This window comes from Actinomadura sp. NPDC048394, assembly GCF_040651755.1.
In the GTDB taxonomy this organism is placed as follows: Bacteria; Actinomycetota; Actinomycetes; order Streptosporangiales; family Streptosporangiaceae; genus Spirillospora; species Spirillospora montaniterrae.
This window is the reverse complement of sequence record NZ_JBEZJL010000069.1, coordinates 1-13644: the sequence shown is the minus strand read 5'-3', so window position 1 is coordinate 13644 and position 13644 is coordinate 1. Positions and strand designations below refer to the sequence as shown.

The following is a 13644-nucleotide window of genomic DNA, read 5'->3' as shown; positions in this document are numbered from 1 at the left end:
AAGGCCATCGACCACCCAGCGGTCGGCCCGATCGCCCAGGGCTACGCCACGGGTGAAACGCCGTGGCGATGCCGTCGGCGGCCGACGATAGTGAGGGGATGTCGAACCATGATCACACCGAGAGCCTCCGCGACGCCGAACGGCGTCTTCAGGCCGCCCAGCTGGCCTCCGATGTCGATGCGCTGACCGAGCTGATCGATGACCAGGCGTGGTTCACCGGCCCCGACGGGGGTCTGTACTCCAAGCAGGACGACCTGAGCGCGCACCAGACCGGCCATCAGGTGCTGAGCCGCGTCAAGGAGGAAGACCTGCGGGTGCTCGCCACCGAGCACGTCGGCGTCACCTGGTTCCTGGGCACCCTGGAAGGCGCCGTCGGCGGCCGGCCGATGTCCGCCCGGATGCGCTACACCCGCACCTGGACCCGTTCCGACCGGACGGGCTGGAAGATCATCGCAGCGCACGCCATGTTCCTGGCCGACGAGCCCTCAAGCGCCGGCGACGACACCAACGGCCACTGAGCAGACCGCCCCGGCACTCATCCGGACGACGCCGCAACGCCACGATCGGTCAACACCCCGTGCAGGCCGCCGCCAGGGCCGCGGTGTCGCCCGTGCACCAACCCGTTCCAACATCGAGCCGACAGGGGAGCGAAGCGGGGCATCCCCGGGCAGGGGGCAAAGCAGGGCGTGCTTGCGTTTGCCCTGGTCAGGGGTGGTGGGTCGCGTGGGACTCGAACCCACAACCTACGGATTAAAAGTCCGAAACTGCCGTATCGGAGCGGCCTGCTCAGTGTCGGCCTGTGTCGATCCGTCTACATCGAGCCCGATTCACGTGCCGCGCGGTGCCGCCGCGTGCCGATGCGGTTCGGAACCGCCGAGCCGACAACGAGCCGACACGAACCGTTAACGATCTTGTGGCTTGCTCGTCGGTGACCCTGCCTGACCAGCATGGATGGAGTGTTCGGCAAGGGCAGGGTCCTGGTCTCCGTTTCCGGATACGTGCGTCGAGTCATAGGCCGTACTCTGGTCGGCGATGGGAACACGAGGTGTGGAAGGCGCATATCAAGGTGCGGTTCGGGCGTTCCAGAACCCGATGCTCGATCTGCTCCACCGGACCTATGCGCCATTCGTGGTGACGGTGCTGGCGATGATGTTCACGCCGGAGCGGCCGGTGGTCGCGGTGCCGGATGCGCATGCGGAGATCGCCGACGCCCTCGACCAGTTGCGGGCCGCGGGCTACGGCGAGGAGGGCGACCAGCCCTTGCCGGCGGGGAACGCCCGTGACCTGTGCAGGCAGTGGGTGCACGCGGGCTGGCTGGTGCGGCAGGTCTCCGACGACGTCGAGGTGTACCGGCTGTCCGCACACGGCGTCGGCGCGCTGGAGGTGGCCGGCCGGGTCGGCGGGGCGCGGACCCGGGTGTCGGAGTCCCGGGTCCGGACGCTGCTCGAGGCGGTCGAGCGGCTCGCGCAGGACGCCGACCCGGACGTGATGGCCCGGATGGCGCGCCTCCAGACGGAGATCGACCAGCGCCGGCGGGAACTCGACCGGCTCGAGCGGGGCGGCGCCATCGACACCGTCGACGACGACCAGTTGCTGGAGGCGGCCGAGAACGTGCTGCACCTGGCGCGGGAGCTGCCCGCCGACTTCGCCCGCGTCGCGGAGTCGATCAAGGCCATGCAACGGGATGTCGTCGCCGACCTGCGGCAGGACGTGCGGCCAACCGGGGAGGTCCTGCGCGAGTACCTGGAGCGCGGTCGGCAGATCATGGACACGACGCCGGAGGGCCGCGCCTTCGCCGGGGCGTTGCGGCTGATCGGGAACCCGGCGCAGATCGACGACCTGTGGAACCTGCTGCGCACCGTGCTGCGGCACCGATTCACCGACCTGATGCCGGAGCCGCAGCGGAGGGAGCTCGCCGAGATCGCCCGGCGGATCGAGCAGGGCGTCAAGGAGGTGCTGGCCGCGCAGCGGCAGGCGTCGCACGTCATCACCACCCAAGTGCGCAACCACGACCCGATGCGCGACCGCCAGGTAGACGAGCTGCTGCGGGAGGTGATGTCGGGGTTCCACACCTGGATGCCTAAGTCCCGCCGCGGCACGCCCGTCGCGCCGCTGCGCCGCCTGCCGGTGGCCGAGGTCAGGCAGCTGCGTCAGACATTGGGCGATCTGCGTCCGCCCGCACCGCCCACAGCGCTGCGGGAATGGGACGAGCCGGGGGATGTGCCGGACGCGGACACCCGGGCATGGGGCGGCCCCCAGTACGCCGAACTGCACGCGCACCTGGCGGCGTTCGCCGGGGACGCGGACAGCGTCGACGTCGCCGCCGCGTTCCGCGCGGCGGCCCGGCAGATCCGGCGACCGGTGGACCTGCTCGGCCTGCTGGAGATCGCCCATGGCCTCGGCATGACCGACACGGCCGAGGTGGCGGTGGTCGACGCCGTCCGGCCGGACCTGACCCGGCGGCGGCTCGCGTTCGGCGGAGTGCTCGCGGCGAACCCGGCGACGTCCCGTCCCGCGGACGGCGCCGCCGGCGAGAAGCCGGGGGACCGACGATGAGTGAACCGGACGGCGCGGACGACGACTGGCAGACCGGCGCGGAGGCCGGCTTCATCGACCCGGTGGCGATGGAGGACGACCCGTCCGAACTGTTCGCCGGCGACACCGGCACGCTGGACGTGGACGTGCGGAAGGTGCTGGTGCGGCTCCTGCAGCGCAGGTTCGTCCTGGCAGACAAGGACCCGGCGCAGTGGCGCACGCTGCTGGAGAACCAGCAGATCATCGAGTCGCGGCTGCACGACCTGTTCGTCCGGCTCGTGGTCGACCATGACCGGGGCATCGCCTATAAGCAGCAGGTGCGCTCGGCGGAGTCGGACGTCCCGATCCTGCTGAAGGACGATCCCTACAGCCGGGCCGAGACCCTGGTACTGGTCCACTTGCGGACCGTCTTCCAGCGGGAGCGCGGGACCGGCGAGACGTCCGCTCGGGTCGACATCGAAGAGCTGGAGCAGACCGTGCTCACCTACTTCGACCCGGACGACCACAACCTCGCCCGCGGCCAGCGCGAGATCCGCAGCGCAGTGGAGCGGCTGGCCAAGGAGGGGCTGCTCGCGGAGGAGTCCGCGGGCAGGTACCGCATCACGCCGCTGGTCGAGGTCGTGCTGAGCACCGAGAAGCTCACCGAACTGAGCCGGTGGCTGCGCGAGCAGAACGAGGCCGCGTCATGAACATGATCGACACGCTGTTCGGGCTGATCCCGGCGGCGTCGCGGGGGCAGCAGTGGGTGGCGAGGGACCTGCAGCTGGTCAACTGGGGCGGCTACGACGGGTACCACCGCATCCGGTTCGCCCCGGGCGCGACTCTGTTCAGCGGAGGTTCCGGGTCGGGCAAGTCGACGCTGATGGATTCCTACATCGCGTTGCTGATGCCGCACACCACGCCGTTCAACGGGGCGTCCAACGGCGGGGTGGTCGGCCGGCCCCGGGGCAAGGACCAGCGCAACATCCTCTCCTACGCGCGCGGGAAGCTCGACGAGTCGCGGGCGGACGGTGAGACGAAGGTGCGGGTGCTGCGCGGGGACGGCCGCGACACCTGGTCGGCGATCGCGATGACCTGGGCGGACCGCAGCGGTGCGGTGTTCACCGCGCTCCGCGCCTGGTACGTGCCGTCGTCCGCGCGCACCCTCGAGGACGTCGTGGCGGTCCGCGCCGTCCGCGACGACGCCTACGACCTGCGCGAGCTGGAAGGCCCGGCGGGCAGCCGGTTCGCCCGCGAGGCCGTCGCCGCGACGGGCCTGACGTGCTTCGGCACCGACCGGGACTTCACCGCCCGGCTGCACACCGCGCTCGGGATCGGCGCGGCCGGGGACGGGCACAAGGCGGTCGGGCTGCTCGGCAGGATCCAGGCCGGCCAGCAGATCACCACCGTCGACGCGCTGTACAAGACGATGGTCCTGGAGGAGCCGTCCACCCTGGCCACGGCGGACGAGGTGGTGCAGCAGTTCGACGAGCTGTCCGGCACCCGGGACCGAATGATCACCGCCCGCCGGCAGGTGCGGGCGCTGACTCCGATCCGCGACCACCGGAGGGCCATCGACGACGCGGTGGCTCGGCTGCGGGTGATCGACGACGTCGGATCGTTCACCGACCCGGCGTCCCCCGCGGCGCTGTGGCGGCACGAGCGCCGGCTCGACCTGCTGCGGGCGGCCGAGAAGGACCTGACCGAACGGCGCCGCCGGGCCGAACAGGAGGTCCAGGAGACGGCCGCGCTGATCGGCGTGACGGAGTCCCGGCGGGAGGCGCTGCTGGACACCCTGCGCGCGTCCGGTGGCGACCGGCTGGAGACCGCGCTCCGGGAGATCCGCAACGTGGAGCGGCGGCTGGCCGACGTCGAACGCGGACGGGAGCGGCTGGACCGGGCCCTCGGCGCCATCGGCGCCACCGTGGCGACCGGTGAGGACTTCGCGGCACTGGTCGAGGCGGCACGCCGGGCGCTGGCCGACTCCCAGGCAAGAAAGACCGCCCAGAACGAGTTCGCGAAGGCGGCGGGGGAGGCCGCGGCTGCCGAAAGGGAACTGGCCGGGCTGCGCGAGGAGCGCGCGGCGGTCGAGGCCCGCCGCGGCAATATCCCCACCGACCTGCACACGGCCCGCGACCGGCTGGCCGACGCCGCCGGGCTTACCCCAGACGACCTGCCGTTCGTCGGCGAGCTGATCGAGGTGCGCACGGAGTTCGAACCGTGGCGGGAGGCGTTCAACCTGGCGCTCGGCGGGTTCGCCACCCGCATGCTGATCGACATCGGCCGGCTGAACGCGTTCCGCGAGGCGATCAATGCGGTGAAGCTTACCCGGCGCGTCCAGTTCGAGGGCGTCCGCACCGGCATGCGCGACGATCTCGGACTGGACGACAGGACGCTGCCCGGCCGGCTCGACTACCGGCCGTCGCCGTTCACCGCCTGGCTCAAGAGCGAACTTGTCCGTGCCTTCGACTTCGTGTGCGTCGACACGCCCAAACTGCTGATGCAGCATTCGAAGGCGCTCACGATCACCGGCCAGACGTCGCAGGGCGGGCGCGGCGCGCACGGCGGCCACGGCCGGGCCAACCTGCTGGGGTTCACGAACAGCCGGTTGCTCGCCGACCTCGACGCCCGGATCGAGCGCGCCCGGGAGCGCCGCGACGACGCCGCCGCGCGGGAGGCAGAGGCGGAACGGACCCTCAACTCGTTCGAGGAGCGGCGTACCGCCTACCAGGCCGTGACCGAACTGTCCTGGGAGCAGGTCGACGTCGAGTCGGTCACCGCCGAACGGGACCACTGGACGCAGGTCATCACCGAGGTCCGCGAGGGCAACCCCGAGGTCGACCGGCTGCAGAGTGAGGCGGACGACCTCAAGCGGAAGGTGAAGGACCTGACCGAGCGCGTCGGCGGGCACAAGCAGAAGCTGGACGGGCTCGAGAAGGACTGGGAATCCATCGTCGACGAGGTCGACGGCGCCCAGCGGGCGCTCGACACCGCGGTGGCGACCGGCACCGAGGTGAACGCGGAGCACCGGGACTACCTCACGGGACTCTTCGACGACGCCCCCGACGGCGCCGACCCGGCGGCCGCGCTGAAGGAGTTCGACGCCGCGCACCGGCGCGGCGTCGAACGGATGCGCAACGACCGCATGTCGGCGGCGGAGGCGATCGGCCGAGCGCGCCAGTCACTGCACGAAACGTTCTCGACGTTCGTCGAACGCTGGCCGAACCCGAACCTCGGCACCGACCCGGAGGACTCCTACAACGACTTCGACCGCCTGCTCACCGATCTGGAGACCAGCGGCCTGCACGAACTGGAGACCGAGTGGCGCGACAGCCTGCTCAAACTCTCCGGCAACGACCTGACCAGCCTGGACAGCGAGCTCGCCGCCGCGGTCCGGGAGATCCGCGACCGGATCGACCCGGTCAACCGGATCCTCGCCGGACTGCCGTTCGCCGACGACGGCCACCGGTTGCGCATCGACCCGCAGGAAAGCCACTCCGCGGTGCGCGCCCGGTTCCGCAAGGAACTGCGGGACGTGCGCGCCGTCATCGACAAGGCGGCCACCGACGCCGACCGGGAGCGCGCCTACCACCGCATGGCCAAGGTGATCGACCGCATCCGCCGCACCGCGCCCGACTTCGCCGAGCTGATCGACGTGCGCAACCACGTGCGGATCAGCGCGGAGAAATGCGACCTCGCGGGTGAGCACGTCGCGGTCTACGACCACATCGGGGAGAAGTCCGGTGGCGAGTCCCAGGAGCTGGTCGCCTTCATCGTCGGCGCCGCGCTGCGCTACCAACTGGGCGACGCGGGCGCCGAACGCCCCCGCTACGCCCCCGTCTTCCTCGACGAAGCGCTGATCAAGGCGGACGCGCACTTCACCGGCCGGGCCATCGGCGCCTGGCGCGGGCTCGGCTTCCAGCTCGTCATCAGCGCCCCCAACGACAAGCACAGCGCGATCGAACCCCACGTGGACGCCGAATACCTGACCCTCAAGAACGCCGAGGGGCGGTCATGGGCGAAACCCATCGTGGCGGTGCCCGACGCATGACCCCCCGACTGATCACCCCGGCCGCCGCGCTCGACTCGCTCCGCCGCAAGGTCCACCAGAAGTGGGCGGCAGCCGTGTGCGCCGAACTCGGTGCCGGAGAACCCATCACGTTCTCCGTCCCGCTCCGTCCCGGCGTTTCGACCGGTAGCGCGGTGGCCCGGCTCGGGTACCGCGACTGGCACGAGTGGCACATGCGCTGGCGCGAGTTCGCCGACCGCACGGGCGTACTGATCGTCCGCAAGCCGGTGTCCGTGCAAGGCGTGACGGACGAGTACCCCGCCATGCTCGTCGCGGGCCTGGACGCCGCCGTCGCCCTGGTCTCCGGAACCGAACCCCCGACCGTGGACATCGACCGGGCCCGCGCGCTCGCGTCGTCGCTGCGGTCCGCCGGCGCGGTCCTCACCCCGGCCACGCTCCGAGCCGTCAATGCGCTCGGAGCCGATGACGTCGAGGTACTGCTCAGCGCGGTGACCTGGTTGCGCGAGAACCCCGACGCGAGCGCATGGACCGCACGCCAACTCCCCATCCCCGGCATGCACACCAAATGGCTCGACACCCATGGCGCGTTGCTGCGTGACGCCGCCGGACGCGACGTCCGCGCGGAGGTCCGATCCCGGCCGGCCGTGCTGCACCTGACCTACGTCGACCCCGGTCACGCCGCGTCGGGCAGCCGCAGACACGACGCGTGGACCACTGGCGACACGCACGACATCGCCTACCGGCCGCGGATCGTGCTCATCGTCGAGAACCGCGACTCCAGACTCTGGTTCCCGCCTGTGCCGGGCACCATCGTGGTCGAGGGCGGCGGCAAGGCGGCCGCGGCCCTCCTCGCGAACGTCCCCTGGATCCGCGCTGCGGACCACATCGTCTACTGGGGAGACATCGACGCGGACGGATACGCGATCCTCGACCGGTTACGCGCCGCGCTGGCTGAGCCCGCCCCGGACGGCGCCCCACCGAAACCTGTTACCTCGATACTGATGGGCGCCGCCGACCTGCACCAGTACGCCCCGCACGGTGTGAACCATGACAGGTCCGGTCGCCTCATCAAGCCGTCCCCGGCGATTCTGCGCCACCTTACCGAAGCCGAGGCGATCGCCTACGACACCATCGCAACCGCCGGCCCCACCCCGTTCCGGCGGATCGAGCAAGAAGCCATTCCCCTCGCCCACGCGGCAACCCGGTTGCTGGACGTCTCGGCGAGCTCTCATCCGTAACTGATGTTCCCCCGGCAGGTCTGCTTGAATGGACCTGTCGTTCGCGTCGCCAACGGTCGCACGCGGTGGCATCGTGAGCGGGTGGCGCAGAAGGAACGAGGCGTGACGGGTTCGTGGCTGCGCGACGGCGAGAGGGTCTTCCACATCGGCCGCGTCCAGGTCGTGACTCCAGCCCTTCTCATGACCTGACGATGACAAGCGCGCCGCGACCCGCCGCGAGCGCGGGCAGTCGATCCGTACGATCGTCGCCGGGTGAAGGATCACCTGCCACCTGTGCACGCGGGCTTCACCAGGCCGCGTCGCGGTACTTGTGCAGGTCGGTGTGCCAGACCAGGCGAGTGCCGTCGAAGGTTGTGCTTGCCGAAAACTATGTCCGTGCAGGTGAGAGACGTAGTGCCTGGCAGGCGGTCGCGCCGAGATTGGACGGTTCCGGGGCGGGTCACGACGCCGCTGTGTCGCGGGATGGTAGGTGGCTGTGCTGTTGCGATTGGCCTACTTGACCGTGGCGGACATCTTCGCGGCCCTCCGCCTGCTTCCGATGACCGATCGAGAGAAGGACACCGAGACCTTGGTGTTGCGACATCAGGCCGCCGTGTTGGAGCGTCAGCTGGCCGGGACGCGGGTACGGTTCACCGCTTCGGACCGGGCACTGCTTGCGGCGCTGCTGCACCGGTTGCCTCACGGTGTACTGCGCCCTTCGGAAGAGGGCCAGACCTGGGAAGGGCCTTGGCCTGACTGGCGGCATGGCGACCCCGATGGACTTCGGGAACACATCAACTGGCCGATCGACTCTGTTAGAGATGGCTGGGGCGACGCCATACACGGGTGTTGTTGCGGTCTTCCTTGCGACGGAAGGCGTCCTCGAGGTCGATGTCGTACCGGTTGACGACCGCGACCAGCATGAGCAGCGAGTCGACGGCTTCCTCGCCCAGGTCGTTGACCCGTCCTTGCGGGTCCTCGGGCTGCCCTTCGAGCTTTCCCACCGCTCGGCATACTTCGCCGATCTCCTCGACGAGCTTGAGGCACTGCGCCGTGGCTGGTCGCCCCTCGAAACCTCTCTCGGCTTCCAGTTTGGCGACGTAGTCCTGGATGTCGCGTAGCGAGGCGTGATCGCGGAGGGGATCCATGCCGTGTCCACCCCATGGGGTTGATGAGACTGGGGTGACGACGCTAGCAGCCGATCAGGGTCGACGACTGGATTTCATCTTCGTAGGTGCCCGCGGATCATTCCACGACCATCAGGGTGCGTTCCAAGTACTTGTTCAGGTGGTGCTCTTTGTACGGGTATGCCTCCCATAGCTGTGCTGCTGTCTGTTCGTGAAGGTTCCCGAACGGCAGGATGCACTCGGGTTCCTGCCATACCGGGGAGGCGACGGCGCGACCATCGGGCTCAATGAGAATCGCATGCCCGGCGCCGATCTTCATCCAGTCGGCGATGGTGATGCGCGGCAGCCAGCCACAGGCCTCGCGCTCGGCCGTCAGGAACTTCTCCAGTTCGTCCAGTTCCTCGCCAGTGGTGAAGTCCTCGAACAGGTTCCGGCTGTAGCCTTTGGGAATCGTGGTGAGGATCTTGACTTTCTTTGCGCTGAAGACATCACCGGTCTGGCAGATGTAGTGAATCTTCCGTTTGTTGCGTCCCAGATACACGCAGATCACCGACAAAGGGATGTCCTCTTCGGCGACACGCCGCAACCCACGGATCACCATGTCATAGTTGCCGCGGATGCGGTCATGTTGGCGGCGCGGGCCGTCGACAGTGATGTCCACATAGTCGACGAGCGTCCGCAGCCTCGCCGCCCCCTCCCGGGTGATCATGGACGCGTTGGTGGACAGCACGACCTGCCCGAATCTGCCTTGGCAGTATTCCAGAACCTCCCAGAAGTGGCGGTAGCGCATCGGCTCGCCGCCGGACAGGATGATCCGCCGCATCCCCGACAGCTTGTCGAGCATCGCTAACACCTCTTCGTGAGAGCGCGTGCCGATGCCGGGAGGCTCACTGCAGTACGTGCAACTGAAATTGCAGTCGCGGGTCAACTGGAACGTCAGCGACAAGGGCCGGTCCATCTGCTCGACCAGCTTGCCGGTCTTCTCGCCGCCAGGAGCCTTATAGCACTGCGCCTCGTTGTCGAATACCAGCTGGGGCAAGGCACCTGCCGGAGGCGAGTAGGTGCTGTATCGGTGGCTCTTGGCCCGGGCCAGTTGCCGGGTCTTCGGAACGCCGCCCGTCGGGTGGACGGCGGGGCTGGTGGACGGCTGTGTCATGACGTGCCCTTTCTGGGGATGACGCGGATCTAGGTCACGAGGATCTCGCTAAGCCTTGGACATGACGCCAGCGCATCCGCTGACGCGGCCGCCGCCCCAGCGATCGGGATTCCGTACTCTCGGATGAGCAGGGTGAGGGCGACGCCGGCTTTGTGGCGGCCGATGCCGGGAAAGGCAGTCAGCCGATGTAGCAGGGTGCCCGCCGGCGGGTGGTCGGACCACACCTTCGCTGCGCGGGCACCGTAGTGGTCGACCAGACGCGCGCAGATCCCAACGACGCGTGCCGACATCGCCACGGCGAACGGGTGGATCGTCGGGCGCTCGCGCATCACAGCGACGAGGGAGGCCGGATCGGCGACGGCGAGGGCCTCCACATCCAGGCCACCGAGCCGATCTGAGAGCCGCGCTGGCGCCTTCCATGCGGTCTCGGCGCGGACCTGCTGGTTGAACAGCACTCCGAGCAGGAAATGTAGATCACCGTCGGATGCGTCAAGGTCGGGAAAATCCGGCAATCCGGAGGTCATCGGGCACCCCCAACACAGAGGGCGCACAGCCAGTCCAGCAGAGTCTGGTGATCAGTCATCGTCGAATTATCGACCACACGGCTCGGTACACCCTGACGTTTCATGTATTCGGCGTACCGCATGTAGGCCGCCGCTTCTGTCCCAGCGTCGTCGCTTTGAAGCCGGGTCGTGGTGGCTCGTTGGATGTGTCGGCGACGCAGTTCGCCGGCCGACACCCGTAGTACCAGGTTCAGCGCGGGGCGGGGGAAGTCGCTGTTCAACTCCTCAATGACCGTCTCGGGCACGCCGTCGGCCGTGTGGAAGACGTAGGAAGACAGGATGTAGCGGTCACAGATGACGGTGCGCCCGTCAACCAAGGCCGGCCCGATCATGTCTTTGACGTGCTGGCGGCGGTCCTCGGCTATGGAGGCGGCCAGTTCGACGCCGCGCATACACTGCTCGCGGGTCAGGTCGAACGCCGGCGTCGGCTCCTTGGTCAAAACGACGTCGGCCATCGGTGCGGCTGCCAGCCGGGTGGACAGAGCAGTGATCAGCGTTGTCTTTCCGGCCAACTTGGGACCCTCAAGGGCGATAAGTTGGCCGCTGACCATCGTCCCGTTCCACCTTCTGATCTTTTGTGCTTGAATGCCCTATTGGTTTGTAAGTCTTCCCCGAAGCGATGGCTCCACCTCTATGTGGCCGCACCCGGTCGTGCTCCAAAGCCCCTCACGGTTCAGGAACCGCCCCGCCCTGCAGGCCGACTCGGAGATCACCGCTCACCTCGGCGTGCGCAGCTGTCCCAGCCAGCGGGCGTGCGGTCTCATCGAGACTGGCGATGCGGAGATGTGATCGCGGTATTCGGTAGCAAGATGCCTGCACGTCGACTGGCATCCTGGTGGGCCAGCGGTTCGACCGGTAGCCGCCGAACGGCACTGGGAGCCCGCCGTTAACGGCACCGGCCACATCGCTCAGCGACCGTGAGGACGCCGGCGTTTCAACGGTTGGACAAGCTGCCTGGGTGTCGAGGACTGGTTGGCCTTGGCGGTACTTGCGTGTCTTGGCCATTCCCTGGTCCGCCGCGGAGGCGGACTCTGACGCTATGACACGTTCGAGGAGCGCCGGTGGGGTGTACCGGCGGTGCGGTTGTGAGGATCCGCGGACCGGTCGGGCGGTGGGCCGGGAGTGCCCGCGGGTTCGGGCGGAGCGGGGGCACGGGAGTTGGTATCTGCGGCTGGAACTCGGTGCCGGGCCGGACGGGCGGCGTCGGCGGGTCCGGCGGGGCGGTTTCCGGACCCGGAAGGCGGCTGAGGAGGCGTTGGCGCGGTTGCGTGGCCCGACCGGCACGGCGGTGACCGTGGAGACGTGGCTGGCGCGGTGGCTGCGCGATCACTCGGGCGCCGCTTCGACCGTGGCCGGGTACGCCGGCCACGTCCGCCTCTACCTGAACCCGCATCTAGGCGGGCTGCTACTGGGCGAACTGACCGTGGGGCACCTGCGGGAGATGTTCGCTGCGATCGCCCACGACCACCGGGCTATGGGGCGGCCGATCCGGCAGGCGACGGTGAACCGGATCCGCTCGACGCTGCGCAGCGCCCTGAACACCGCGCTCCGGGAGGGGCTGATCACCGAGAACCCGGCAGCGCTGCTGGCATTGCCAATGGCGCGACGGCCGCGGGCAGTGGTGTGGACCACCGCCCGCGTGGAGCATTGGGAAAAGACCGGGGAGCGTCCGGCGGTGGCGGTGTGGACGGCCGAGCAGACCGCCGCGTTCCTGCACGCCATCCGCGGACACCGTCTCTACGCCGCCTACCACCTGATCGCGCTGCGCGGGCTGCGGCGTGGCGAGGCGGCCGGGCTGCGCTGGGTGGACGTGGACCTGGAACACGGCACCGCGACCATTTCCCAGCAGCTCCAGCGAAGGCACGGTCGACTGCAGGCGTGCCCGCCCAAGACCGCGCACAGCGCGCGCGTGATCGCGCTGGACCGCACCACCATCGCCGCGCTGCGGGCGCACCGTGACCGGCAGCAGGCTGAGGCCGCCGCGTACGGGAACCGGTACCGCGACAGCGGCCATGTGTTCACCAACCTCAACGGCGACCCGGCCTCCGCGGGCTGGCTCACGCACATCTTCCAGAAGATGCTGGCCGAGCATCGGCTGCCGCCGGTCCGGCTGCATGACCTGAGGCACGGTGCGGCCACCCTCGCCCTGGCGGCGGGAGTGGAGTTGAAGGTGGTGCAGGACATGCTCGGGCATTCCAGCATCGTGCTGACCGCCGACACCTACACCAGCGTGCTCCCCAAGGTCGCGCACACCGCCGCCGAAAAGACCGCCACGCATGTGCTGCGGGCCGGATGGCGAGTGCCCGGCACCCGGCGCCGCCGACGACCAGTGGCGCTCAAGCGGTCCGCCGCCGCGCGCACCGGCGGCCGGTCCACCGCAAGACTTGCTGCGTGATGGAGAACGTCCACTCTGTGTCCCGTGCCGCCTCCCAGGGAAAGGGCTAACCGAACATCAGACTGTGTCCGTGCGCCGATCCGGCGCACGGACGCCGGATCGCCGTTGCCCGGCTGGCGCCGCGAAGGTGATCTCGATGGGAGTCGGCGTGGCGTGCCCGCAACATGGTGCTCGTGGCCTCAGGTCAGCCCCAGGCGGGCCTCAGACATGATCCGCGGCGTGCACGGCAGCGGCTGTTTGCCCTGGTCAGGGGTGGTGGGCCGCGTGGGACTCGAACCCGCAACCTACGGATTAAAAGCCGCCGAGCCGACAACGAGCACGGACTGTTGGCGGTCTTATGGCGTGCTTGTCGGCGACCCTTCCTGACCAGCATGGATGGAGTTTTCGGCAAGCGCACGATGGCCAGCCGCTCCAGCAGCCGGTACCGGTCTTTCAGGACGAGGCCCGCGCTCACTTCTTCAACACCTGGCGCATGATCGCCGCGGCGATCGGGCCCGCGCCGGTCGCGCCGAAGCCGTCGCCCTCGGTCATCACCGCGAACCCGTAGCGCGGGTTGTCGGCCGGGGCGAACCCGACGAACCAGCGGGCGTTCGGGATGCCGGGGCCCTGCTCCGCCGTACCGGTCTTACCGGCGACGTTCAT

Annotated in this window: 11 protein-coding genes and 1 pseudogene; 7 read left to right on the top strand and 5 right to left on the bottom strand. The window is 69.2% G+C overall.

What is annotated here, in order from left to right; all coding sequences use genetic code 11:
* Positions 1–98 precede the first annotated feature (98 nt).
* From AB0C78_RS37615 to AB0C78_RS37595, 5 genes are all read left to right on the top strand, one after another.
* Positions 99–518: a nuclear transport factor 2 family protein gene (locus AB0C78_RS37615; RefSeq protein WP_360757686.1), complete on the top strand. Its 420-nt coding sequence runs from the start codon at positions 99–101 to the stop codon at positions 516–518.
* 514 nt (positions 519–1032) lie between these two features.
* Positions 1033–2556, top strand: a complete 1524-nt coding sequence (locus tag AB0C78_RS37610) for a DUF3375 domain-containing protein (protein WP_360757682.1) — start codon at positions 1033–1035, stop codon at positions 2554–2556.
* Positions 2553–3224, top strand: a complete 672-nt coding sequence (locus AB0C78_RS37605) for a DUF4194 domain-containing protein (RefSeq protein ID WP_111830460.1) — start codon at positions 2553–2555, stop codon at positions 3222–3224. Before AB0C78_RS37610 ends, AB0C78_RS37605 begins: the two co-directional genes overlap by 4 nt.
* Positions 3221–6565, top strand: a complete 3345-nt coding sequence (locus AB0C78_RS37600) for an SbcC/MukB-like Walker B domain-containing protein (protein WP_360757680.1) — start codon at positions 3221–3223, stop codon at positions 6563–6565. The genes AB0C78_RS37605 and AB0C78_RS37600 overlap by 4 nt, the downstream gene beginning before the upstream one ends.
* Positions 6529–7782, top strand: coding sequence for a Wadjet anti-phage system protein JetD domain-containing protein (locus AB0C78_RS37595; protein WP_360757677.1), 1254 nt, complete (start codon positions 6529–6531; stop codon positions 7780–7782). The genes AB0C78_RS37600 and AB0C78_RS37595 overlap by 37 nt, the downstream gene beginning before the upstream one ends.
* Positions 7783–8576: 794 nt before the next feature.
* Here the strand turns inward: AB0C78_RS37595 and AB0C78_RS37590 are convergent.
* The 4 genes from AB0C78_RS37590 to AB0C78_RS37575 form a co-directional block, all read right to left on the bottom strand.
* Positions 8577–8909 carry a MazG nucleotide pyrophosphohydrolase domain-containing protein gene (locus AB0C78_RS37590; protein ID WP_360757674.1) on the bottom strand — a complete coding sequence of 111 codons (333 nt, stop codon included), beginning with the start codon at positions 8907–8909 and terminating at the stop codon, positions 8577–8579.
* Positions 8910–9006: 97 nt separating this feature from the next.
* Positions 9007–10044, bottom strand: coding sequence for a radical SAM protein (locus tag AB0C78_RS37585; protein WP_360757671.1), 1038 nt, complete (start codon positions 10042–10044; stop codon positions 9007–9009).
* A gap of 29 nt (positions 10045–10073) precedes the next feature.
* On the bottom strand, positions 10074–10568 hold the full coding sequence (locus AB0C78_RS37580) for a hypothetical protein (protein ID WP_360757668.1): 495 nt from the start codon (positions 10566–10568) through the stop codon (positions 10074–10076).
* Positions 10565–11158, bottom strand: a complete 594-nt coding sequence (locus AB0C78_RS37575) for an AAA family ATPase (RefSeq protein ID WP_360757666.1) — start codon at positions 11156–11158, stop codon at positions 10565–10567. The genes AB0C78_RS37580 and AB0C78_RS37575 overlap by 4 nt, the downstream gene beginning before the upstream one ends.
* Positions 11159–11646: 488 nt before the next feature.
* On the opposite strand from AB0C78_RS37575, the pseudogene AB0C78_RS37570 reads away from it, so the two are divergent.
* Together AB0C78_RS37570 and AB0C78_RS37565 are read left to right on the top strand one after the other, a co-directional pair.
* Positions 11647–11862, top strand: a pseudogene (locus AB0C78_RS37570) (Arm DNA-binding domain-containing protein); the annotation flags it as partial.
* Positions 11863–13002: a site-specific integrase gene (locus tag AB0C78_RS37565; RefSeq protein ID WP_360757802.1), complete on the top strand. Its 1140-nt coding sequence runs from the start codon at positions 11863–11865 to the stop codon at positions 13000–13002.
* A gap of 450 nt (positions 13003–13452) precedes the next feature.
* On the opposite strand, the gene AB0C78_RS37560 is transcribed toward AB0C78_RS37565, so the two are convergent.
* Positions 13453–13644: penicillin-binding transpeptidase domain-containing protein (locus tag AB0C78_RS37560; protein ID WP_360757663.1), on the bottom strand; the 192-nt coding region annotated here is incomplete at its 5' end.